This window comes from Niabella aurantiaca DSM 17617 (genome assembly GCF_000374125.1).
GTDB lineage: Bacteria > Bacteroidota > Bacteroidia > Chitinophagales > Chitinophagaceae > Niabella > Niabella aurantiaca.
Window position 1 is genome coordinate 26,363 of record NZ_KB893649.1, and the last position, 25,300, is coordinate 51,662.

The following is a 25,300-nucleotide window of genomic DNA, read 5'->3' on the forward strand; positions in this document are numbered from 1 at the left end:
TGGCAAAATTTTTATACTATCTTCTGTCTGTTGTAAAAATTCAGTTGCATTGCCTGGTCCTTTTGCTTACCCGGCCACGCCCTTCGCATCTTTTGGTACTGCGGGTGCCACTGTAATAATCTTTGCCTCCCCGGCCTTTAAATGTACCCGTGGCCAATCCATAAAACGATTCAGCACAAGCGGCCTGCGCGCCGCGGAGGATGTTTCGGAAAAAACCGACACGGTTGCATCATATTGAGTCGGATTGCTGATCCGGAATGTTACTTTTCCTTTTTTACGTTGAAGCACGCGGGCATTCACATGATCCAGCACTAAAAAAGTATCATCATCCGTGTGCAAATAAATACCGGGGTTCATCATTGCAGAAAGTGCCACTAATGTTTCCCATGCCATGTTGGAATCATTATGATCCACCTCCCCTGCGTTATTGCCCTCCCAGTCCGAGAGCTGTACCCGTTCAGAAACGAAACCATCCGGCTTCCGCAGCGGGTTATAGGGTGCTCCTACATACTGCATCACATTGTGTGTTTGGTCCCTGTAAAGTTCAGCGATTTTTTTATCGCCTGTGGCGCGATAAAGCTTCAGTAACATATCACCGGACATAATATAATACCCGGGAGCACTGTGATTATTTTGCGCACTCGCAAAAATGCTCCCCGCCGCATGTACTCCTGCCATTTGCATAGCGCTGCCAGCCGGAAATTTATAATCGTAAGAGACCATGAAAGTAGCCAGGCCGTGCGCGATAAATTTTGCCTTTTCTATCCATGCCCGATCGGCTGTTACATCAAACAAGACCATACAGGCCTCCAGCATATTCGTGTAGGCCTCACTGTCTGGTGCCTGTAAAATTTCGGCGGGCGCCCCCCCGGCATAACCCTTCAAAAAATAATGCTCATAATAATATTTTGTAGCTGTTTTTGCAAGTTCCAGGTATCGCTTATCGTTAAAATAAACAGCAGCCAAGGCCAACCCGGCGCCGGCATATCCTCCTGCAGCAGATCCATTGATATTCATTTCCAGGTTATCAACATCAATAAACTGCCCGAACTGACCATATTTCTTCCAAACCTGCAACAAGCCATCGGCACAGTTTCTCAGTCCTTTTTCCCAATGGGGTTTAATCAATGCTCCCTGGCCACGTTTTTTAAACAACTCCAATGACCGAAGACCATAACAAAGAACTTCCATGCTCCGCCTCGTCATTGCAACACTCCGGAGCTCCTTCATCTTACCATGAGGATCTCCATAAATCTCCCCGTTTTTATTGGCGGCATAAAACAACCCGGTTGCGGCCTGGGACCTGAAAAGGATATTATCAAATGATTTCACCACCCGGTCCAACCGGCCAAAGGAACTATTTGTTAACTGGGGAAAAGCATATACAGGCAAACCGCTCCACCCAATCTGGTACCCGTAAGGGCTGTTGCTTCCCGGATGGTTACAATAGTAGCCGGTACGGTCATTTTCGAACCATTTATCCCGGTTATGCATCTTCACGATCAGGTCTCCGGCCACACTAAACGGCGTAATATTGGTAAAACTATTTTGCCCGCTCAATGCTTTACGCACGTTAAATGCTTTCTCAAAGAATGCCGGCATATCTGCTGCGCTGAAGTTGTATAAATGAAACCGGAGCCCGATCTCATCTCCTGCTTTCCAGGTTACCGCTTTATCCCCCGATGGAGCCCTTCCGCACATTACGTACTTTTCATTCCGGACGCCGGGGGCACTTACAATGAAACTGATCCGTTTATTTTTAATGCCGGGTGCGGCATTTTCTTCAATGATCATACCGTTGTTGCCAAAGCGGGAGGCCTGTTCGGTGAGCAACAAAAAACCGGTCTTTTCTTTGGGATTAAAGAAGCCCATCATTGGTGTAGCCAGGTTGCCGGTATTCATTTCTATTTTGGCAGCTGCTCCATCCTTATTCAGGTGCAGGATATTGGTAGTGGTCACCGGCATATCCAGGGGACGGTTGGCCGGGTCATCTATATAGGGCGGATACGGGAGCGGCAATATCTTAAACCGGTTGCCTCCATATACAATGGCTGGTGCAAATACATAATTACCGATGGCCCAATCATCAAAATCAACGGCCAGCGCCACTCCTCCTGATTTAACCTCCCCGCTGAGCAGTTTAAATTTAACCTCAACATGCAGCTCATGTTCCCCCACCCGATCCGTCCTGATCTCCGACCGCCAGGTTGCGCCTCCCACCTTCATAAAACGGGTATCAAAGGCTGCCGGGCTCACCGGTAAATTATTGTCATATTGCGTCACCAATAAACGGACCGATCCTTTAAGACGTTTTAAGAAGGCATTCATACCCGACCTGGTTCTTTCATGCTGCCTCGGAAGCCATGAGCCATTATTTCCCGCTCCGGGGCTAAATCTTCCGCGTAAAACAGTATCCCCGGTTTGCATCTTCCCATTAGCAACTTTCCCGGCAACTGCTGTCTCAAACAGTGCAACGGTTATCACTACCAACAAAAACAGCTTTGCGGGTTTATTCATACCAAAATTTTAAAAACGTACTCAGAACCTGTAATACGAAAATGATATTTTAATGAGTCCAAAAAGTTTCCTGCAAAGACGCGGCGGAGCAATGATGCAACGTATTGTTTTGATCCAAAATAAATTTCACTATCATATAAAACCCTACCATCGCTCAGTGCCAACACATACAACCAGAAAACCGTTTGCTTCACGATTGCTGCAGGCACGTTCTCATTTTTTTGCAGGCAGCTCCCAGGTCATAATCACTTGCCTTCAGTACGGCAAGGCTTTCGGTCTTGTTGATCTTAAAAAGTATTTGTAAAATAGAACAGGCCCTTAAGACCAGCTTTTCATTTAAGCATTTCAGATTCGTCATGTAAGAGCCATCCACTTTTCCTGAGAGTATCATGGCCGTGGTTGTAATAAAATTCAGCAGCTTTTTGGTGGCCGTACCGGCTTTCATACGCGTGGACCCTGCCACAACTTCAGGCCCCGAGCCCAGTGGTACTATTTCATCGCACCAGTCAGCATTTTTCGAACCGGGATCGTGCTGAATCATCACCGTATATGCACCGCAGCTACTGGCGTAACTGAGGCCCGACAAGACATAATTGGCAAAGCCGCTGGCCGAAATACCCAGCACCACATCCCAGGCAGAAATATTCAGCATAAGAAGCTCAGGTATGCTGCTGGCATCCTCTTCAAAGTTCTCTTCAATATCAATAGCCGCGTTGGCAACACCTCCTGCAATGAGTGTTACCACCCGATCCTTTGGCAGCCCATAGGTACAGGGAATCTCTACCGCATCCATTGCAGCGATCCTGCCACTGGATCCTGCACCAATATAGATAAGCCGGCCGCCGGCATCCAAAGCATCTGCTACCCGCCGGGCGATCCCGGCCACCTGGTCTGTTACCTGTGCCAGCTGTTCTCCGGCTTCTTTTTCTGCATCATTTAACAGGTGCACAATAGCCCCCGCCCCCCATTCATTCAAAAGTGCATCCGGCCTGTAAGGCTTTTCTGTTTCACCCGTACGATAAGCCGGTTTTATAATCTTTGCAGCAGCTTTTGCTTCTGCTGCAATAAGCGAAGCGGCGCCCAGTAGCTGAAGCCTGTTCCCTTCCTCCGCAACCCGGATGGTCAGGCGGCCGGCCACAGCCGGCGCCGTTTTGTGGAGTGCTTCCAGCAACAGCTCCCTGATATCGCATCCCGCAATACCTGCTGCTTCTACCAGCCCACCCGCAATATAAACATCGTCCATATTGTACAAAACAGCCGCGCTGCTGATGATGCCGGCAAGCTGCAGCCAGTATTCCCTAACCGCTGCTGCATAATCAGGCTCTCTTAATACAGCTGCCAGGTCCCCGTCCTCGCGTAAAGCGGCCAGTTTGCTGGCACTTGCCAATTCATCATAGCTGCCCAAAGACGTATATATACTCCCAAGTAATGTGTAATTCCCATCGGGCCTCCATCGTCTTCCGTTTTTTATGATGGTGCAACCCAAACCGGTGCCAATGCACAGGACGCCGGTCGTTTGCACCCCACCAAGCAGCCCCAGGGCCGCTAACCCGATAGTGGCCGCATCATTATCGTTGACCAACACTACCGGGCATTTCAGCTCCGCCTCCAACAGTTCCTTTATGTTCAACCGCTGCAGTACCGTTAATGCCGGGGTTGTTGCTTCTATTGCCGTACCATGATAGTTGACCACTCCGGAAGTAGCGATACCCACTCCTGCAATAACGGCGGAACCGGTTCTGAGGCACCGTTCAAACAACGCTTTTATCCCGAATAAAAATTCCGGGGCTGTTGACTGCTCCGTAAACAGAAAGGGGCTTTTTTCGACCCCGGTAAAAAGTGCAGACAGTAATGCCGGATCCTTATGCATATTAAATGTATCTAACGCATGCTCCTGAACGGCTGCTGCTTTTATCCAGGTACCGCCAATATCCAGCACCAAAAACCACCTGTCCACTTTCATTTATTTTTTGTTTAATTGTTCAAATAGTTGTTCCCTTTCCTTAGCGGTAAGCATCGCCGGCGCTTCTACCTGCTTCAATATTGCTCCTTTACCCTCCCGCTCCCGGGCCAACCTGTTGTACTCATACAAAAAGGTATTTTTTACCAATTCGAAACCAAGAGGCTGCGCTACTTCTGAATGCTCATTCGCCAACGTATAGGGCTGTCTTTTTTCAATGATCGCTTTTCCGTCTTTTACACCTGCAAACCGGTTGGCACTCCTGTACTCATTCAATATATTTTCCCTGGTATGCAGGTGCACAGAAGGGATATCTTCCCATCTGAGCTGAAGGATCTTTGCATCTGTACTCAGCAGGATGCAGTCCCCCTCCCGCTTCTGTACTTTTGCATCGGAAGAAAACCTGATCAGTCTTTTGAAATAAGGGACTCTTACCCGGTAAAATGCCGGTGATGTGTGAAAGCGATTCGCTATTTTTATGATTGCGCCGCCAGCGACTGATTCAAAGGAGGCATCCAGTCTACCAAATTCGGTTGTTGCATTTTTTATCCCGATCTTTTTGCCCTTCCCAACCCACTGGGGAGACAGGCAATGAAAAAGCCACAGCTCCCGCTTATCCATTTCCAGCCCGTTTTTACCGCCCATTTCCATCAACAACAGGTTCCGCACCGTAATGGCCTGCTTGCTGTTTCCCCAGGCATGCGGCGGTGGACAATCTGCTGCCACGCTCCGGTCCGCCCAGGGTGTCACCAGGTTCTCAAAACACTCCATTGTAGAACCGCTATGCAACAACTGATGATAAAAGTCCTTCAATGCTGTAAAGCCATCTCCCATTGCCAGGTACTGCTGTATCATATTGGAAGTTATATACTGATGCAAATGCATTCCATGCCGGTAGGTCATCACCCCCTCTGCATAACTTTTCCTTATATGATTAACCGTTGCTAAAACACGATAATCCGAAGGCTGTAAAACTTCAGTTGGATAGGCCAGTATCATATTCTCCCAGTCATTGTTTGTCTGATATTCCTCAAACCCTTTGCGGGCAGCCTGCCCCGTCAGGTAGTGATAAAGCCCGGCAGGTACATAGCCATCTTTTTTTACAGAAGCATCCAGCGCTTTTAGAATATTCGCTTCATACCTGCGGGCCAGAAGGGTCCAGTTTTCAGTGTCTTCTTTTTTATTCAGCAACCGGGCAACCCTTATACAGGTTCGCAAGCCCATCAACGCAAAAAAGTTTTGTCCGCTATAGTGCCCGGTGATCATTTCGGCATCGTACGCATAACAGGGAGGAAGCAGGCCATATTGGCTTGAGTCAATGGATCTTTGTAAGAATCCGACTCCCTTAGCGATACTCGCATATACGGACCTGGCAAAAGCCGTATCCCGGGTATAAAGAATCGTCATGGCAATGGCGTACAGGATATGCCCCTGGGTAGCCGGGATGATCTTATTATGAGCCACTGCTTTATCGAAATAAAGCCCATTTTCCTGCTGCTGTGCAATGGCACCGGGAATGATATATTGTGTAAGCATACGAGGCATACCTGCAGATAAGTACAGCATGGTCATTTCAGGTACCGAGGTCAGAAAAAAATCCGGATAAGGTAGCCCGTCTGTCTGAAAACTTTTCCCGTTCCTGTTCCTTGTTGCCAGCAGGGCATGTACAATACCTGCCTTATAAGCATTTTCCATTCTGGGTTCCGGAATGTCAAACTGGCTGCCATTCTTTACTAAATCCGCCCAATACCGAATAACTCCAGAGCGATGTCGTTTATATGACGCCTGCTGAATCTTATTTGCTAATGTTTCATCCCTCGCAGCAACAGGCACACGTGGCATTTTAAATAACAACTCCATTGATTCTCCCGGCTTCAGTCTTCTTTGATAAGCAGACAGGCAACACTCTGCCCGTGGAGAAATCTGGTAGGTTCTGCCGTTAAATGGTTTTTCATACCGGACTCCCGGAACGGATTGAAGAGTTCCCCCTTTCTCAAACGTATAAATCAGTTGTTTATCCCGATACACCGCATCCCCTTTCATTTCATAGCTCCACTCCGAAGAAAATTTTTCACTATACGAATATGCATCGCCACCCATCCGGTAATCCTGGCCACTAAATCTTAGTGCAGCCGTCCAATATGCAACGGATGGTCTGTTGCCAGTATTGGTAATCCTAACCTTTGCAAAATTTACAACCGGAGCGTTCCCGCTTTCTCCAATATAATCCGAGAAGTACTCCATTTCATACTTCAACCCATCATCAGCCCAATCGTATTGAACAACCGGGATCCACCCCTTTAAAAAGGTTTTCTGGCGCGCCAGCAAAGGCTTTTGCTTCGCCCCCCAAAAAAAGCACAGCTCCGCATACCGCGTATACAGTGCTCCGTCAAAAGTCACTTGTGTAACATCCGACTGAAAAGGCATTCCAATAACCGTGGTGGATTTTGCCAGGTAGCTCCACTCTTTCGCCGCGATATCCGTCCGGGGGGATAACATTCCCACGGGTGGGGTCACTGTCTGTCCGAAAGCCTTAGGGAAACAGAACAACGTGATCCATAAACACACAAATGCATATATCTTCTTCATGATATCAATTTAATCACCGGCTATACCAGGCGGCTAAGAGCGGGCATTTTCATTCTGCCGCTTCTCTTTTAAAAAAAGTTTCTATTTCTTCAAGCGACCGCCCTTTGGTCTCTTTCAATTTAAGCAGCATATAAACAAACGCTGCTGCGCACAATGCTGCATAGCAAAACAACGTGTACGCGGTTCCTACATGACGGGTCAGTATCGGGAACGTAAGGGTTACTGCAAAGTCCGCAGTCCACAGGACCAGTGTAGCCAATGCCAGGGCATGGCTCCTGATGGCATTGGGAAAAATCTCGGACAGATACACCCATCCAACAGCTCCCAGTGTGCTGCCAAAGGCGGCCACATAAAGCAGCATAAAGATCAGCACAATGTAATGGTCGAAATAACCCGCCTGGAAGCAGAGCCCCACTACAAAAAGTGAAATACCCATCAAAGCCAAGCCGTAGAGAAACAGTGCGCGGCGCCCTACTCTGTCAACCAGCCCGATTGCGACAAAAGTGGCCGCCATATTAATAACCCCGATCCCGATCGTTTGCATCAGGGAGGCAGCATTATCCAGCCCCGTTTCCTTAAAAATAACCGGAGCATAATATAATATGGCATTAATACCGGTCACCTGCAAAAAGACGGCTATCAATACTCCAACAATGACAACGCTCCTGTACTTTTTGTTCAACAGCTGTTTCCATGAACCGGTCTTTCCCTGGAAACTTTTTTCGATCACCATCATCTCGTGTTCCACCGTTTCACTTCCCTTCATTTTTTCAAGCACCTTCCGGGCAGCGGTGTTTTGCCGCTTCATGATCAGCCACCTCGGCGTTTCAGGTACTAAAAACAACAGCGATAAGAACAGTATAGAGGGCAGCGTTTGGGAGGCGAGCATCCAGCGCCAGCTGTTATGGCCCCAGCTTTCAAAAATAAAATTGGCGAAATAGGCCACAAGGATACCAAATACAATAGCCAGCTGGTAGATGGCAACAAGCCGTCCCCTCCATTTGGGCAATGCCATTTCAGCAATATACATCGGCGACAGCATGGCGGAAGCACCCACCCCCAATCCACCGATCATGCGAAACAGGATGAACCCGGACAATGAATCCGACAAGCCCGCGCCTACTCCTGAAACCGCAAAAAAAACAGCACATGCCATCAGGCCGATCCGACGGCCATATTTATCGGCCACAATACCTGCAATTGCCGCGCCAATGGCGCATCCGACCAATATCGAGCTCACCGCCCACCCTAAATAATATTCGTTCAGGCTGAAATAAGACCGGATACCGGGAATGGCTCCGGAAATTACAGCCGTATCATATCCAAACAAGATCCCCCCAAAGGCGGCAATACAGGTCGCTAATAATATAAATCTGTTGTTCGTCTTCATTTTATTTGTCTACGTATCAAAGAAATCTGATCGCATCACATCCCAACCGGGAAGCAGAAGCCTATTGTTTCACCATACAAATCATGGATATGACCAAGGGCTTTACCCAATACAGAAATTAACCAAACGGGCCGCAGTGTCTTTACCTCCGGCAGGTACCGGGTCTTACCGCCCAAACGGAAGCTCTATTGCCAAAGCGGATTTTGCTTTAGTATTCCCGAGGTACTTGATGTAATGGCACTTTGAGGTATCGGCCAAACATAAAACTTCGGTTCAGTAAATACGCCTGTCGTCATCAGGCGCCCGCCCGTACTTCCATCAGGGATTGTGAAGGATGCTTCCTGACCAGGATCTGTCAAACTGGTACCTACCCAAATCTTATCCATGTAACTGTTGAAGGAGCCATCTATGTTAAACCTGGAAATATGCATGGATTTAAACGGTTTGTTTTGCACTTGCTCCCCTATACCCCAGCGACGCACATCCCAATAACGCTTGCCTTCTCCCTGTAGCTCAACGACTCTTTCATTCCGGATGAGCGCCCGCACATCTTCCCTGGTAGGATGGCTTAAAGCATTTACCAATGGCATGCCCGACCGCTGCCGTACTTTCGAGATCGCATTATAAACCGTAAGATCCGGTCCGGATGCTTCATTTTTTGCCTCTGCATACATCAGTAAGAGCTCTGCATACCGGTACACCACAAAACTGGTATAGCCCATCCCTATCGTTTGCGAGCCTAAATCCTTATCCCAATACTTGATATTGATATACCCTGAAACGGACCGGTCCCTTGGATTAAAAGATGCAAGGATATAATCATTGTTGGCAGGCGAAGGGTCCAGTGAATTAAACACCCAGTTTTTGGACGGATCAATCGTGTTTACAATATTACCCGGGAATAAAATGGACGCGGAAAGTCTTGGGTCCCTGTTCTTAAAAGGCCGGGAAGGATCGTATAATACGCTCTTGTTGATCGGCTTACCATCTGTGCATTCATACATATCTACCAGCTCTTGTGTTGCCAGGTAAGAGGCTATACCAAATCCTGTCGCTCTCGGACTCCAGTCGTAATTTGAAACAGAATTTGTTGCGATCTCAGGCAACCGCACCTGTTCCAAAATGATCTCTTTCTGGATATCCGCCTCTGTCTGATGCGCTCCTGTAAAAAGATTGATATAACTGCCTGCCAGGCCATACCCTTTGTCATCCGCTTCAGCAATGGCTGCTGCTGCTGCATCCGCAGCATCCGGCCAGGTTGCGCCCGCAATTGCACCGTTAAAACGCGAGGCTGCATATAAAAGCATGTCGGCTTTTAATGTCATCGCACTAAGCTTCGTTAACCGGCCACGTACCCTTTCAGCGGGGCTCAATGAAGGTAGTTGTTGTATCGCCTCATTTATCCTCTTCAATGCTTCAGAGAAAACATCCTCTTTTGAGGAAGCCGGAATCCTGTCTGCCTCATCGGGCGTCAATACATTATTCACGACCGGTACACTTTCATATGCCCGGAACATAACAAAGTAACGATAGGCCAGCAGGTAATTCATACTGCCATTGTACAGATTGAGTTTATCATTGCTCATTTGCACGTTTTTTACCTGATCAAAATACACATAGGCATTCCGGATTGCGCCGTAACCCCAAAATTGCGCAATACTGGATGAAGTAGGGCTAAACGTTCCCAGAGAAATATCCGTATTTGCAAAATCGCCCCTTGCCGGGTTCAGTGCATTCAGGTCGGTGGCAAAATCCAGGTTTGGGCTACCCCAACCAGGCACCATCGCCCCATACAGCCCATTCACAAATGCATCTATATCCGCCTCCGTCTTAAAATAATCATCAACCGTTAAATGACTCAGATCCGTTCTGTCTAAATATTTCTTGCAACTCATCGCAAGCAGCGACAAAACCGCAATGAAAAAATAAATTCGTTTTCTCATATTATTATTTTGAAATTATTTGAATGTTACATTTACTCCAAAGCTCAACACCCGCGGTACGCCAAAAAATGCAGATCCCTCCGGTGTGTACGTCATTACAGACTCCGGGTCCATTTCTTCTTTATAGCCTGGCTTTATCGTCAGTACATTCTCACCGGTAATAAATATCCGTGCCTTGCTTAAGCCTATCCTGTCAATCACATTTGGGGACAGCGTATACCCGATCTGCAGGCTCTTAACCCTCAGATAGTTGAAGTTTCGCAAATGGTATTCAACCGGTCCGCTGAAAAGTGTTGAATATTCTCCTGAGATCCAGTTGTTATTTGTTAAGCGTGGCTGATCCGCCCATTTATCCGGATTGGCTGCTGACCAGCGGTTATCATAGTTTTCCTGCCACATGGCCAAGCTTGTTCTAACCCCGGTTAAATACACGCCTCCGGTGTTCCTGTACCCCCATCTTTCACCAACACCATTTACCACAATCCCTAAATCAAAATTCTTATACTCGAAAGAAGTAGTGAGCCCGTATATATAATGCGGTGTCGATGTTCTTTTATCCGGTCGTTTATCGTCGGGCGTCAGTTTGCCATCACCATTCGCATCAACGAAAATGATGTCACCCGGACGGGTAAGGGAACTAATGAATGCATGGCTATCGATCTCTTTCTGATTCACGAATAAGCCATCAGACCGGTACAAATAAAAATGGTTCCGGCTTTCTCCTTCGTGTAAATATCCATCTGAAGACAACTGAACCAATCCCACACCGTTGCTAAATAAGGGGTTCGTGGTGCCAATACCTCCCAGGCTCAATACTTTATCCCGGGTATCGGATAAGTTCACGCCGATATTGTATCTTAGTGCGCCTACAAAGCTTCTCCAATTCAGCACAAACTCATACCCCCGGTTCGCTATAACAAATGTATTTCGGATCGGTGCAGCAGCGCCATATACCGATGACACAACCGGCCGCCCGATGATATCCCTGGTCTTGTCGAAGAAATAGTCAAAAGACCCGGAAAGACGATTCGAGAGCATTGAAAATTCAAGCCCCAGATTTACCGTCCGTTTCTTTTCCCAGGTCAGGCTCAGGTCAACAGGTCCTCCTAATGTAGCCGTAGATACCAGCCCATTACCGATAGCCAGGGTACCGCTGTTATCAACTGTTTGAGCAAACGGGTACAAGGTTGATCCCTGATTTCCCAACTCCCCCCAGGATGCCCTCAGCTTAAGGTCATTAATAAGCGCTATATCCTGCATAAATGGCTCACTGCTGATACGCCATCCTGCTGAAACCGATGGGAAGAAACCCCATCGTTGCCTGGGTGAAAACCGGGAAGACCCGTCGTATCTTGATGCAGCCTCAAGCAGATATTTTCCTTTAAAAGAATAATTTAACCGGCTTATAACAGAAGCGAGGGCCCAGTCGGAAGCATCAGAAGACCCCGCTATATCGGCTCCCGTGCCTGTAGTTGCCGATATCTCGCGGATCAGGTTAGTGGCGAAACCCCGCGCGCTGGCACCAATATTATCCACACGTCCGTCCTCTGCAGTAACGCCGGCCAACACGCCAAAAGAATGATCTCTTATTACTTTTTTATATTCAAGGGTCAATTGATTTGAAAGGTAAATGTCTTTTGTCCAGGCTTCGGAAACGGTCGTTTGATCCCGGCTATAACCATAAACAGTGCCATCATTATTTTTATATGGAATCCTGTTATTAATGTTATTATCTGTGAAAAGACCAATGCGCGTCGATATCCCATATTGTATCATAAGGTCCTTTATCAACTCATAGCCAACATTAAGTGCCATTTTAAATTTATAATAGCGTCCTAAGTCATTTCCTCCATATTCAACCACGTTTGCCGGGTTGTTCCCCCATAACGTTGCATTATTGTAGTCTCCATTGGGTAAATAAAAAGGTGTAGTTGGAGGTGTCATCAGCGAGTTACGCAGAATATCATTTACCGCCCCAATTCCTGTCGCCGGTCTTGTTACATCTTCTTTCAGAAAGGTAAAATTTGTTCCAATTGTCAATTTTGAACCTGGCTTATAATTCGTGTTCAGCAAAAGGCTTAATCTTTTGTAGTCATCGTTGGGAATAAACCCGTCCTGCCCTGTATAGCCCACTGACGCATACAGATTCAATTTATCCGTGCCCCCGGCCACATTAATGTTATGGTTTTGCTGGAAGGCGCTTTTGGCGATCCAGTCCGCCCATTGAGAAGTGGCCGGAAACTGGGGATCCGTGCTATGCTCATATTTTGAAATTTGCTCTGCCGTATATATATCTGCACTGGAAGGATCATCATTTTTTGCGGCTTCATTGTTCGCCCGCATCCAGTCTGCTGTATTTAAAAAACGGTATTTGGCAAAAGGCGCCTGTTGCACACCTACGATTGTAGAATAATTGATCCGGGTTCTACCGGAAACGCCTCTTTTCGTTGTTACAAGTACCACCCCTCCGGTTGCCCTTGACCCATAAATGGCGGCGGCGGCGGCATCTTTTAAAACAGATATCTTATCTACATCATTCGGGTTAATATTATTGATGTCATCCACGATTCCATCAATGATGACCAAAGGAGGATTGCTTGAAAAAGTACCCAGAGAAGCGCCTCTTATATCAAATGTTGATGCATTAAATCCCGGCCTGCCGGTCTGTTGCCGGATATTAACACCAGGAGCGATCCCCTGTAATGCAGCGCCTAACTTGGTCAGGCTCCGATCATTCAGTTCCGCTGTATTTACAGAAGTGATGGCGCTGGTCGTGTTTGCCTTTTTCTGTGTTCCATATCCCACAACGATCACTTCGCTGCCCGTCGCTATTTCCAATACCAGTTTAACCATTACGGGAGCATTACCCGCTACCGTTACCCGCTGCGGCTTATACCCAACAAATGTAAATTCAAGTTCATCTCCCCTATTCGCCTCAATACTGAATCCGCCATCCGTATCCGTCCTGACGCCTTTCCCCGAGCCCCTTACCATTACAGACACCCCGTACAGTGGTTTCCCACTTTCATCTGTTACCTTTCCTGTTACCCTAATGGCCGCCGGGGCTATGCTTATCAGCACTTCCTGTTCTTTTACGGGCTGCTCTTTTTCTGTTATCACTACAACCCTGTCAACAATTGAATACGTCAACCGCTGCCCCCGGAAACATTGATCCAGCACCTGCTCCACTGTTCCGTTAACAATATGGACACTGGTTTTTGGTGCTTGCCTAAAGAGCTTTTCTTTATAAAAAAACTGGTAACCCGTTCGGTGCTCAATTTCTTTAAATAACTTTTTGATGGGAATGTTGTTCTGTGAAATAGTTATCCGTTGAGAATAACCATTCGCACTTACCTGCATACAAGCAACAAGCAGGAAGAAAGCAATCATTTTCATAACAAGTAACGTTTTGGAGAGGCCCTGCCTTTTGAAAAAAGGCCTCCATGGCAATTTTAAATGCATACCTTTGTACTGGTTTTTGGTTAAAAATAGCGTCAACAGCTTCTATTAATCGGGAGCCATCCAGCCGGCAGTGTTCCACCACTACCGGCCTTTTTTATCAGCTCATCTTTTCTTTTCCATTTTAAGATTTTATAATCACCCTTTTGCCATTGCCCTCAATCCGGATATCATTCAGCTTGAGGATGTACAGCAGTTTTGTAAGTGGTAAACTTTTAGATATTTTACCGGAAAAACCATCCGTGGTGGGCTTCCCGTCAAACACCACTTCCACATCATACCACCGGGCGATCTGGCGCATTAATGTTCTTATATCTGTATTGTCAAACCAAAAAAAACCATCTTTCCAGGAAACCACCTGTTCCAGTTCTACATTGCTGTATAACCGCATCCCCTTTGCATCTGCCCTTACCTGTTGTCCCGGAGAGAGATTCCTCAAATCCCCCATACTTTTTATTTTAATAGCCCCCTCAAGCAATGTTGTATTTACAAGGGGTTCGTCTGTATAGGCGTTTACATTAAAATGTGTCCCCAATACTTCTATTTCACCGGATCCACCCCAGGACGTATTAAATGTTACGCGAAACGGAATCTCCGGGTTTTTGGCTACTTCAAAATACGTTTCACCAGTCACTTCCACCGTTCTGCTATCGCCTGTAAACGTAGATGGGAATTTAATAGAAGATCCCGCATTCAACCAAACCTTACTGCCGTCGGGCAATGTCAGCCTGTATTGCCCCCCCCTTGGAGTAGCGACCGTATTGTATAAAATATTAGCGGATAGTGCTGCCCCATGTGCTGCATAAGCCAGTTCGCCCGTTTTTAATTTCGTCACGGTTGCACCTCCCTGCACTGCCAGTACACCATTTGCTGCGCTATCCAGCACAATACGGCTACCATCTCCAAGTGTAAGGATGGCTTTCTCTCCGCCGGGCATAACATCTTTAACAGGAACCTGTTCCCGGGCAATGCTCCCCGGTATCTCCGTCTTGTTACTGCTAAAGTACCACCAGGCCAACACCGAGAACGCAAGAAGCACACAGGCCACAACCGACCAAACCCGCCTGTATGGCATTCTTTTTATCCTGGTCTTTGGCTGCATCGCTCCCAAAAGCTTTTGCCAGGCAAGCGCTGCATCAGGCTCCTCAAAGCGTTTTATTTCCTCAGCAAGCCGATGGTCATCAGACAGCTGCAAGAGCAGATCTTTGTTCGCCTTATCCTGCCGGATCCATGCGTCCAATTCCTCCTGTTCTGCGGTGGTCAATTCCCTTTTAAGGTACTTACCAAGCAAGCGGCCGTATTTTATTGATTCCTCCAACCTGTTCATCATTGCTATTCCTGTATTAAAACACATAACCCCACCCACCGGGGTGAAAGGAATGGGATTTTTTTTTAAAAAAATTAATTAGAGGGGGCTCCTAAGCAAACAAGGTCAACAGCGAAAAAAATCCCGGTCTTATCTTCAGACGCAATAATTGCAGCGCCCTGGCTTTTTGTGTTTTAACGGTATTGATGCTAACGGATAGGTGCGCTGCTATTTCCTGATTGCTCAGCCCGTCAAGATATCCCAATCTGAAAATCTTCCGGCACCCTTCCGGCAGCTCATTGATGGCCTTGTACACCTCATTTAATGCCTCGGATTTGATAATCGTTTGAAGCGCAAAAGATTCCTCCGCCTCTTTTATCGCATTTGCAGCCAGTATTCTTTTATGATTTTGTGCCTGTCTTAAATAGTTCAATGAAGCATTTCTCACTGCAATATAAAGAAAAGACCGGGCTGAAATTTCTTTGTCAAAATCTGACTGCCGGCCAAGAAATCTGATAAAAACGTCCTGCACCAAATCCTCCGCGGCATCAACATCTTTAATCATTTTACCGGCAAAATAAACAAGCGGACGGTAGTGCTCCTTAAAGAAAACCTCAAAAGAAGACAATCGTTTATTCAAAACCATCCCGGTTTTCATTTCCAGACCGTGCATCGTGTACAAATTACTCCATTTTACGCAACAAAAAAAGTGGCCCTTCCCAACAGAAAACGAAAATAACCCCTTAAAAAGCTACCGGTTTCAGCTGCAGCTCCGTTAAGCTGGCCGTCTCCCGCTCACCTTCCACCAGCTGCACGGTTACCCGGTGCTTACCGGCTTGTTTAAACTTCAGCCATCCTATAGGATGACTGGTATAGATATGATCAGCGCCCTGCTGGTTCTGTATAAAAGTGCCCTCGCTGTTTCCTACCCGCCATACCATCCTGCCGGAGCCAGCGTACTTCAGATTCACCGCATAGTAACCGGGGTCTTTAATGCTTATTTCCCATGTTGCAGCGGTATTGTCTTTCCAGTTATTGACCACATAGGCCGTTTTCCACTCGCCAAACTTTTCCATCCACTGGCTTTTCCTCACCGCCCCGTTCTGAACCGCCGCAAATTTTGCAGACAATGCAATACCTTCTTCCGGGTCAACGGCCTGCGCGGGGTCCACCTGCAGCGGCGTCTTATTTTTTGGGATCAGTTTTATAACGGATGCTAATGGGTCCGGGCTCAGAAACGGCACATCAATCACCAGCCAGTTGCCTTCCTTCCGGAACCGGAGCTTTTTTTGCCTACCGCTTAGAAGGCTTACACCGGACACTTCCGACAGCAGGCCCGGTACATACAGTTTTCCCTGCGCCGGCCAGTTAAATACCGACAGGTACAGCTCCCCGCCGTGGGTGGTTACATCGCCCCAGGGCAGCGCATGCTTCCATGGGGAGGCACCCGCACCATAAATAACCTGCGGGTACCGGGCGATCCATTTACCGGAGGCCCGCAGCGATTGCTGTGCCGGGACCGGTACTACGCCGGAACGATCAGGCCCTACATTCAGCATAAAAGTACCACCCCGGGCCACTGTAGCCACCAGGCTGGTTAACACCTGCCTTGGCGATTTCCAGTTCTCATCATACCAGGCATAGCCCCAGGAATCATTGGTAACATCTATGCTCTCCCACAGGCCCTTTATATTTTCAAGCGGCACTTCCATATCACCCAGGGTCTGGTAATCGCCAAGGTTATACCCCACCCGGCCGGATACCAGCGCCCCCGGCTGGTTCCGGTGCACGGTTTCTACCAGCTGCTGCGCATATTTTTCCGGCATACCGCCCGGTGTATCAAACCAGACCAGGGCTATATCGCCATAGTTCTTTGTAATCTCCTCCACCTGCGGCAGGCATTTTTCCCTGAAGTAGTCATCAAAGGTTTTGGGGTTACCTGCTGCGTCTTTTGCAGGACCACCATTTCCCCCCGGGCAGCTCCAGTCCTGGTTATGGGAATAGTAGAAGCCGAATCCCAGTCCCAGCTCTTTGCAGGCCCTGGACAGTTCCTTCATGGGGTCCCGTCCGAAAGGCGTTTGCTTCACCACGTTAAAATCGCAGACCTTTGAATCATACATCGCAAATCCATCGTGGTGCTTGCTGGTAATCACAATATACTTCATACCGGCATCCTTTGCCAGCCGGGCGATGGCATAAGCGTCAAAGTCTTCCGGGTTAAAATCCTTAACCACTTTTTTATATTCCTGAACGGGTATCTTCGCCATATTTTCATTCATCAGCCACTCGCCAATGCCATAATAGGTTTTGCCCTTCCATTCATTGGCAAGCTGAGAGAATAACCCCCAATGGATAAACATCGCATAGTTGGCCTCATCAAACAGGGCTGCCCTGCGTGTTGTACCGTTCTTGCCTTTTACTTGCGACTGCCCCCACATCTCATTCATCGATTGCTGAGCCGGCAGCATGTAGATGTTCAGATGGAACGCGAATAAAACGCACAGGAAGAATCTTATTTTCATTTTATATTTTGTTGCTGAAAAATCCACTTCAATATACAACATGGCGGCGCTACCGTTTCATACACGCTACCTGTTTACAGCCGCTACCACTTTCGAGCAGGACGATGTACCGTCTTTGTCGACCTGCACCACACGTATGTACAGCTTGCCATCAGCGGAAGGCAGTGTTTCTTTTTTTACACAACCTGCATAAAATATTGCGCTGCCCAACAGCATAATCAATATAAAGGGCACACGCCGTTTACGATTTACAACGCCACCCAGGCCGCCAAGTGCCAGCAGCCCGATGCCCAAAGCCAGACCGATATTAGCCGGAACGGTTTTCCTGAACTGGTAATGAAGCGCTTCTTTTGAATTACCACCCGGAGACAGCGATTGTACCGAACCGATATTGATAAAATGGGCACCGTCAGCCGACGCTTCTATATTAAAATGGTCGTTATCGGTTTCGGTTTCGGTGGTCCAGGTTACTACCAGATCATTGTTTTTAAACACAGCACTAACCGGCCCGAAGGTTACCGGTAATGACTGGGAGATCACAGTGAATGTTTTAGTAACTGTACCACAGAGATCGCCCACATCGTAGGCTACCGTTACGGTACCGGCGTCCTTCAACATCAATTTATTGCCGGCTAAGGTAGCAATACCGGCACCGCCGGTTAATGTAAAGCTGCCATTGGAAGGCTGACCTGATAACTGGATCTCGGTACCTATATAATAATTACCATCATTATTAGCAGGGGCAGAAGGCGCTGTTTGGATAACGGGCAGGGTTTGAGCGCCGCAAACCTGCATGGGTTTCGTAGCAAATGTAAATTTAAGTTCGGTACCATTCTCCGCAGTGCCATCGCCCATACTTCCAAATACTTTATGGCCCAAATAACCAAAATTAGTTTCGCATTTTCTTAATATCATGGTGGTATGCCCGCCGGTTTCCACGGCAATAATATCTGCGTTATCCCCTGTTTCAAAAAAAGTTTGCGCCGGGGCGCCCGGGTCTACCGCCACACCCGTGCTGGTATTGCTATTTGCACCCCTTCCCATGTCTGAACCGCTTTCAAGTCCCCAGTTATATAGCTTGTTCCCGGTAGTGATGACGCTTGTGAATGGCAATTGATAATCATGCTCGTTGGGCGATACCCAGGCAATATCATTCATGGCTGCTCCCCCGGCTGCATACAGGGGCTGTATCCAGGCTGGCCTGTTTGTAGCAGTCCAATCGCCTAATTGCCTGGAATTGTTATGCCCCATGGCATAAAGGCTGCCGTTTTCGTATAATACATAATAACTGGCTTTGGCAATATTGACATCGTTGTTATATGTACCTGTCATACCAATCATTTTGATGGCGCCGCTGCCCCCGGGAAGGGTTACCGGGGTAGCCTGGTTTCGGGTAGCGGCGGCGGCAATTCCATCCCAGGTAGTCAACCCCCATGTCCAAAGATTGCCATCTTTATCTAAGGCAAAAAGCGCAGCGGAGCAGCCACGGGTGGCTACAACCCCCGTAAGGTCCCCGCCTGTGCTCTTTTGAACCTTTGCCCAGGTAGTGCGGGAAGCAAGGGTTACGGGGCCGGTACTGCCATCTCCCCTCACGGCCTGATCCGCCCGTGTAAGCACGTACACATAACCATCACAGGCAGTTAATGCGATCGTATTAGAGGTAACAAACATCATTTTTACATTGGCTGCCGCTACCCCGGCAGGCAGGTTAAAGGAGCCAAAAGCTGCTGTTGGCTTTACATCGCTTGAAAGTACCGTGTTGGTATTTCCCCAGGCCCACAGCTTATTATCATCGGTTAGCAGTATGTTCTGCGCATTGATACCGCTATTCCAGCTTCCAGTTGCGGCTTTTAGCGGTATGCCGGTAAGGCCCGGAAAATTGGTTTGGTTAATGACTGTGGGGATCAGTGCATTGCCGCCATTGGACAACCCCGCCTGCCCCCATATCACCAGGTTGCCATCAATATCCCGCACAATGGTGGTATGCAGGGAGGAGGTAAAATTATCATACTCCAGGTCGGCCGCGTGCCTGCCAACAGAATTAACGCCAAAATTAGAATAATCCTGGCATCCGCCTGTGCCGGTGAAACAGCTTTGCGCCCGTATAAATGATGCCGGAAGCAGCAGTAACAGAAACCACAATATACTGCACCGGGCTTGTATCCGTAGTTTGATCTGAGGGAATATTTGCATTGCCGATAATTTTGAAACGATCATTTCGATTTTTATTTCAGACTGAATGTACCTTTTTAAAAAACAGCGCTCCATCTATATGGTTTTGTACCCGCTGTTACCAGCTGGCAGCAGATTTCTTCCTGATTTATTCTCGTTAAGGTAACGTTGGCCTAATGTAATAAAACCTTTATTCCTTTACCACCCGGATCACTTTCGAATAGGAACGGCTTCCGTCCTTATCTACCTGTGCTACCCGTATGTACAGCTTACCATCAGCGGAAGGCAGTGTTTCTTTTTTTGCACAACCTGTATACAATACTGCGCTGCCTAACAACATAATCAATATAAAGGACATACGCCGTTTACGATTTACAACGCCACCCAGGCCGCCAAGTGCCAGCAGCCCGATGCCCAAAGCCAGACCGATGTCAGCCGGGACGGTCTTCCTGAACTGGTAATGAAGCGCTTCTTTTGAGTTACCACCCGGAGACAGCGACTGTACCGAGCCGATATTGGTAAAATGGCTACCGTCAGCAGACGCTTCTATTTCAAAATGGTCATTGTTCGTTTCGGTTTCGGTGGTCCAGGTCACTACCAGATCATTGCTTTTAAACACAGCGCTAACCGGCCCGAAGGTTACCGGCAATGACTGGGAGAATGTAACCGTATATACAGCGTCGGCACTCCTTACAGCTGTTCCATTAACGGCATAGTTGAAGCTGGTTGTTGTAGTGCCTCCCGGTGTACCGGGGCCGGGTGCGATGGACAGGAGAGCGGGATCGTAGTTTGTGATCACGTACCCGCCGGCATCGATATCATCCTGGGTGATCGTATGCCCGCCATAAGTAAGTATAAAGCCATTGGTTGGCAGACTGGTAATAGTGGCGCTACGCCCCGTCCAGCTGACCTGAGCACCACTGGTTTCCGTAGTGCTGCTGCCCTGCAATGGTTTGTCGGCCAGGTTGGTGACTACGGGTGCTCCGGTAACCGTTTTTGTAACCGGGTAAGCAACCGGGTCGCAGGCATTCACACCGGCCATATAAGCCGTGCCGGGTTGCTGGCCTGCTGCTCCCGCAGCCAGAGGCACCCCGTTGGCATCCACACCACCCGTCAGGCGAAGGTTGCCATCCAGGCTGGCCATGGTAAAACTGGCGGCGCCTTCAATGGCATCGGGGCAGCCGTCATTATCACTGTCTGCATCAAACTGGTTCAGCAGGATGGCATCGCCGTCGGTATTGGGGCAGTCGGGAAAATCGGCGCCAAACATAAAAGTGGCATAGGTCTCTGCCCGTTGATAGCTAAAAGTGAGGCTACTGAATAAGCCTTTAAAGCGTACGATGGCATTGCCTTCCGCTCCACTGATTTGCAAGGCCGCTTTGTTCACAATAACTCCGGCATTTGACCATACAACATCAAAATCATTATTGAACTGGATCGGAACTCTTATACTTGAGCTTCCTATTGAAGCAAATACAAGTACCGGGTTGAGCATCGGGCTCGCAAAGGTGAGGGTATTGGTGGTTACTGCATCATTCCGGACCCCCACTGCATTGAGCGGTATGCCATAAGCGGCAGGAAAGTTTCCAGGCTGAAACATATTCCACACCAAAACAGGGGCAGAGGAGGTATAGGTGTAGGCAATACCGTTAATGGTACCGGTGGTAGTGTAGGGCCCACCGGCTGGGTTGCTGGCCGGACTTGGTGTGCCCGACCAGTAAAAATGCGATTGGTTGCATTCATCCACATCAGGGATGCCGTCATTGTCATCATCAAGATCAATACTGTTCTTAACGCCATCGCCGTCAAAGTCATCATCGGGAGCATACTGGCTAAACGCCTGTATACAACAAAACGATGCGATCATCAGAAGAAATCCGCGGGTCATATAATATAGGTTTAGTTTGTGCAAATCTGGCAGATACTGCATTATTTCCCACTTCGTCTTAGTGCTTAATTCTAAGTTCATTGTTACCAATAAGATATCGTATCCGTTACCGGCTTTCATTTATTGCAGCGCCTCTTCATCATCTGCGACTCCTGTTTGTTCCATTATCGATGGCCGGATAAAGGCAGGAACCTTTTGCCTTCATCATTTATCGTAACAAGCACCTTTCCGGTGGCCATTTTTCCCAGATCCCGCAGCATGAAGGCAGCCTGTTATTTTGATAAATTTCATATACTCAGAAGTATTGTCTTTTCAGGTAATCCCGGACCATATGGCCTGATTGAAAAACTATGTACCAGTATATACCAGTACAATATTAAAAACTCTTTTTATATTCTCCAAAAAAATATGCTGAAATATATTTTACTTTGTAAAATAAGTAACCGTGACTATGGATACAAAAAAAGAAGACCAGCGGATAATCTATATCGACCATACGTTATCAATACCCATTTATAAGCAGATCGTAGCCTCTGTGCAGCAGGGCATTTCGAATGGCTCGCTTACGCAGGGAGACCTGATCCCTTCTGTAAATGCGGTTGCGGCAAAGTTCTCTGTGGCAAGAGGATCGATCTTTAAGGCTTATAACGAATTGAGAGGCATGGGCATTATCGATTCTGTTCCGGGAAAAGGGTATTTTATCGCAAATGCACGACCGGTAGGAAAAAAGAATATTTTCTTACTAATGAGCACCTATAATCCCTACCGCGAAGTATTCTACAACGCCTTTATCGACAAACTAAAAAACCAGGCAACCGTCGATATATATTTTCACCACCATAACATCAGGGTATTTGAGACACTGATACAAAATCACGCGTCCAACTACAATACATTTGTGATCATGCCTGAAATTCACAAACAGACAGCGCAGATCTTAAACCAACTGGATCAGCGCAATATTTATATCCTGGACACGGGGCTAAAACAATTCGGCACGCTTTACCCCTGCGTATGTCAGAACTACGAAGGCGACATTCTTGAATTCCTTCATTCCGTAAAAAAACGATTGAATCACTATAAGCGGATGGTACTATTATTCTCCTCCAATATGCGAAACTATGATGTTATAACAGGCTTTGAACGTTTTTTTGCAGCAAGTAAACAGGAATGGCTTGTGGTTCAGAAGACCGAAGAATTTATTCCCCAGCGCGGAGACCTTTGCATGGTTATGGACGACAACGACCTGGTTCGCCTGTTCCATTTTGCGAAAAAGAAACGCTGGCAACTTGGGCATCATCTGGGAATCATTTCTTATTATGACACCCCCCTGAAAAGTATTATAGCAGAAGGTATAACTACGATTACTCCAGACTTCAGGCAAATGGGCATTTCAATGGCAGAAATGGTATTACAAAGAAGCAAAGAGCACATAGAAAATCCATTTTTATTAATAGAACGGGCCTCTTTTTAATTATTGACCTTATAATCCGAAGCATGTCATTAAAAGGCATCGGTTCCGGCTGTAATAACTTCACTGACCAACAGCAACTTCGTTCATCGGCAAAAATCACCGATCGGCGTCACTGTCAATTTGATAATCCGGAATTTTACAGGATTTCAGAAAGCCTTCAACGACCTGGTTCTATAATCCTCCCGTACGCGGTACAAAACTTTGAGCAGGAAACCTTGTAGGAGTCAATGCTGCAAGGTTTTTTGTGACGGTCCCCGGACGGATTTGGAGCAAAATCAAAAAGGCAGGTGCTGCGAACTTCAACCTCACCTCTTTCGTATACTCGATCGAAAAGACAGTAACCGGTTCGTTCTGCAACAGAACAGATCCATTACCTACCCAGGTAACGTCCATCCCCCGCAGGTTATCAGGATATATTGCGCCTGAGGCAAAAAATACCTGCATACAACAGGCGTAAAAAGTACAGGTGATGCAGGATTCCAAAAATGCCTGATACCGTTTCCCTGTGATCATTGCGGCTCATCGTTAAACATAATGGACGCAGAGCGATATGGCCGAAATAAAAGATAGTGTCCCTTAGGTTTAAAACTGAACGTAAAGAACGCCCAATACAAAAGCAATTAGTGCGGCGTAACCTGAACAGTTCATGGCACCCCTTACTATTAAACCATGAATGCAAGGACCTCTACAATTCCTTTTATTTTAGTTCCCGGAGCTTGATGTTTTTATAGTATACGGAATTGCCGTGGTCCTGCAACAGGATAGGCCCCTGCTCCGCAAGGCCAAAACCCGGCTTGTTGGCAAACTTACTGTGTGCCACCCGTTCCTTATACGCATTGCTGCCACGCTCATACTCCACCACCTTAAACCCGTTGAGCCAGTGCTGCACATGGTTATTGGGGAGTACTACGATCTTGCCATGATTCCAGTCGCCCAGTTTCTTTTGAAAACGCGGCTCCAGCCTGGCAGCCGGAATGAGGTCATACAAACTGCTCATGGTACGGTTGCCGTTGATACCCAGTTTGGCATCCGGATGGTTTTCATCATCCAGTACCTGGTACTCCAGCCCCAGGCCTGCGCGCTGTGACCGCTCCGACTCCGTTACAAAATATTTTACCCCGGAGTTGGCCTCTTTGGTGAGCTTAAAATCAAAATCCAGTTCAAATGCCTTATACGATTTTGCGGTGAGCAGGTCGCCAAACTTAACCGTATCACCGGCTGCCCTTGGCAGGATGTGCAGCAGGCCATCCCCCACCACCCAGCCTTTTGGAGGAGGCGTTTGCTGTAATACCGCGCGCCAGCCGGTAAGGTCTTTCCCGTTAAACAACAAGCTAAAGCCCTGTGCCCGTTCCAGCGGCGAAAGGGTGTTTAAGGTATAATTGGCCACCGGCACCGAAAGGTCCAGGGGTTTGGGGTTCATGGCCGCGCCGGTCTGGATGCGGATATTGCGCCATTGCACCCGGGCGCCACCGGCCCGCTGCTTTACCCCGTGCACCTGCAGGGCAATAAAGCCCCGGGGTGTAAGATCATCCACCATATAGGCCACCGGCACGTCATTGACCCAGGTACGGATCACCGGCCCGATGGCTTCTATACGGTATCGGTTCCAGCCGTTTTTGTGAAAGGCCTTCTTTGCAGCGGGGTTCATTTCTGTCTGGTACATCCAGCCCCTGCGGGCCTCATCATAAATACCGCCGGACCAGGCCCTGTCTGAAGGATCCACTTCTACCTGGTAGCCCCGCACCCGGCCGTTGTTACCCGGATCGGACAGGCTCCGGATCTGGATGCCGGAATTCATATCGCCTACTTTTAATTCCAGCTCGAGGATAAAATCATCATAATCCTCATCTGTAACCAAAAAGGAGTTGGGCTCGCCCGTAACCGTTGTGCCCACAATAGCGCCGTTGCGCACTTCATATTTTGCCTTTCCGTTTAGCTGGTGCCAGCCCTTAAGGGTTTTACCATCAAAAAGGGGCCTCCAGCCCGTTTGCCGGGCCTGGGCTACCGCTGTACTGCAAACCAGTAACAGCCATATATAATTCTTTATCCGGTTCATAGCTGATCTTGTTTTTAAAATCAT

13 protein-coding genes are annotated in these 25,300 nt (G+C 47.8%); 1 reads left to right on the forward strand and 12 read right to left on the reverse strand.

Annotation, left to right across the window (positions count from 1 at the left end; translation table 11 throughout):
* Positions 1-66 precede the first annotated feature (66 nt).
* From B160_RS0127000 to B160_RS0127050, 11 genes are all read right to left on the reverse strand, one after another.
* A complete protein-coding gene (locus tag B160_RS0127000; protein ID WP_018631096.1) occupies positions 67-2,517 on the reverse strand; it encodes a hypothetical protein in 2,451 nt (816 codons plus the stop codon).
* A 190-nt stretch (positions 2,518-2,707) separates the two neighbouring features.
* Positions 2,708-4,480, reverse strand: a complete 1,773-nt coding sequence (locus B160_RS30950) for an N-acetylmuramic acid 6-phosphate etherase (protein WP_018631097.1) — start codon at positions 4,478-4,480, stop codon at positions 2,708-2,710.
* A complete protein-coding gene (locus B160_RS30270; RefSeq protein ID WP_018631098.1) occupies positions 4,481-7,066 on the reverse strand; it encodes a hypothetical protein in 2,586 nt (861 codons plus the stop codon). It lies immediately after the preceding gene.
* 49 nt (positions 7,067-7,115) lie between these two features.
* Positions 7,116-8,456, reverse strand: a complete 1,341-nt coding sequence (locus B160_RS0127015; RefSeq protein ID WP_018631099.1) for a sugar porter family MFS transporter — start codon at positions 8,454-8,456, stop codon at positions 7,116-7,118.
* Positions 8,457-8,641: 185 nt separating this feature from the next.
* Positions 8,642-10,399, reverse strand: a complete 1,758-nt coding sequence (locus tag B160_RS0127020; protein ID WP_018631100.1) for a RagB/SusD family nutrient uptake outer membrane protein — start codon at positions 10,397-10,399, stop codon at positions 8,642-8,644.
* Positions 10,400-10,414: 15 nt separating this feature from the next.
* Positions 10,415-13,795: a TonB-dependent receptor gene (locus tag B160_RS0127025; RefSeq protein WP_018631101.1), complete on the reverse strand. Its 3,381-nt coding sequence runs from the start codon at positions 13,793-13,795 to the stop codon at positions 10,415-10,417.
* Between the two features lie 187 nt (positions 13,796-13,982).
* Entirely contained in the window at positions 13,983-15,188 is a 1,206-nt protein-coding gene (locus tag B160_RS30275; RefSeq protein WP_169540146.1) for a FecR family protein, read from the reverse strand.
* 88 nt (positions 15,189-15,276) lie between these two features.
* Entirely contained in the window at positions 15,277-15,804 is a 528-nt protein-coding gene (locus B160_RS30280; RefSeq protein WP_169540149.1) for an RNA polymerase sigma-70 factor, read from the reverse strand.
* A gap of 103 nt (positions 15,805-15,907) precedes the next feature.
* Positions 15,908-17,686: an alpha-L-fucosidase gene (locus B160_RS0127040; RefSeq protein ID WP_040680605.1), complete on the reverse strand. Its 1,779-nt coding sequence runs from the start codon at positions 17,684-17,686 to the stop codon at positions 15,908-15,910.
* Between the two features lie 66 nt (positions 17,687-17,752).
* Positions 17,753-19,879, reverse strand: a complete 2,127-nt coding sequence (locus tag B160_RS32170; RefSeq protein ID WP_211218119.1) for an RCC1 domain-containing protein — start codon at positions 19,877-19,879, stop codon at positions 17,753-17,755.
* A 169-nt stretch (positions 19,880-20,048) separates the two neighbouring features.
* Positions 20,049-21,746 (reverse strand): thrombospondin type 3 repeat-containing protein, encoded by a 1,698-nt coding sequence (locus B160_RS0127050; RefSeq protein WP_018631105.1) that lies wholly within the window; start codon positions 21,744-21,746, stop codon positions 20,049-20,051.
* Positions 21,747-22,197: 451 nt separating this feature from the next.
* On the opposite strand from B160_RS0127050, the gene B160_RS0127060 reads away from it, so the two are divergent.
* Positions 22,198-23,220: a GntR family transcriptional regulator gene (locus B160_RS0127060; protein ID WP_018631107.1), complete on the forward strand. Its 1,023-nt coding sequence runs from the start codon at positions 22,198-22,200 to the stop codon at positions 23,218-23,220.
* A 697-nt stretch (positions 23,221-23,917) separates the two neighbouring features.
* Here B160_RS0127060 and B160_RS0127070 read toward each other — a convergent pair.
* On the reverse strand, positions 23,918-25,276 hold the full coding sequence (locus tag B160_RS0127070) for a 3-keto-disaccharide hydrolase (protein ID WP_018631109.1): 1,359 nt from the start codon (positions 25,274-25,276) through the stop codon (positions 23,918-23,920).
* Positions 25,277-25,300 lie beyond the last annotated feature (24 nt).

Excerpts from the sequence above, each read along its gene's own strand:
- B160_RS0127000 (WP_018631096.1), bottom strand. The coding sequence starts at position 2,517 with ATGAATAAACCCGCAAAGCTGTTTTTGTTGGTAGTGATAACCGTTGCA.
- B160_RS30950 (WP_018631097.1), bottom strand. The coding sequence starts at position 4,480 with ATGAAAGTGGACAGGTGGTTTTTGGTGCTGGATATTGGCGGTACCTGG.
- B160_RS30270 (WP_018631098.1), bottom strand. The coding sequence starts at position 7,066 with ATGAAGAAGATATATGCATTTGTGTGTTTATGGATCACGTTGTTCTGT.
- B160_RS0127015 (WP_018631099.1), bottom strand. The coding sequence starts at position 8,456 with ATGAAGACGAACAACAGATTTATATTATTAGCGACCTGTATTGCCGCC.
- B160_RS0127020 (WP_018631100.1), bottom strand. The coding sequence starts at position 10,399 with ATGAGAAAACGAATTTATTTTTTCATTGCGGTTTTGTCGCTGCTTGCG.
- B160_RS0127025 (WP_018631101.1), bottom strand. The coding sequence starts at position 13,795 with ATGAAAATGATTGCTTTCTTCCTGCTTGTTGCTTGTATGCAGGTAAGT.
- B160_RS30275 (WP_169540146.1), bottom strand. The coding sequence starts at position 15,188 with ATGATGAACAGGTTGGAGGAATCAATAAAATACGGCCGCTTGCTTGGT.
- B160_RS0127040 (WP_040680605.1), bottom strand. The coding sequence starts at position 17,686 with ATGAAAATAAGATTCTTCCTGTGCGTTTTATTCGCGTTCCATCTGAAC.
- B160_RS32170 (WP_211218119.1), bottom strand. The coding sequence starts at position 19,879 with ATGCAAATATTCCCTCAGATCAAACTACGGATACAAGCCCGGTGCAGT.
- B160_RS0127050 (WP_018631105.1), bottom strand. The coding sequence starts at position 21,746 with ATGACCCGCGGATTTCTTCTGATGATCGCATCGTTTTGTTGTATACAG.
- B160_RS0127060 (WP_018631107.1), top strand. The coding sequence starts at position 22,198 with ATGGATACAAAAAAAGAAGACCAGCGGATAATCTATATCGACCATACG.
- B160_RS0127070 (WP_018631109.1), bottom strand. The coding sequence starts at position 25,276 with ATGAACCGGATAAAGAATTATATATGGCTGTTACTGGTTTGCAGTACA.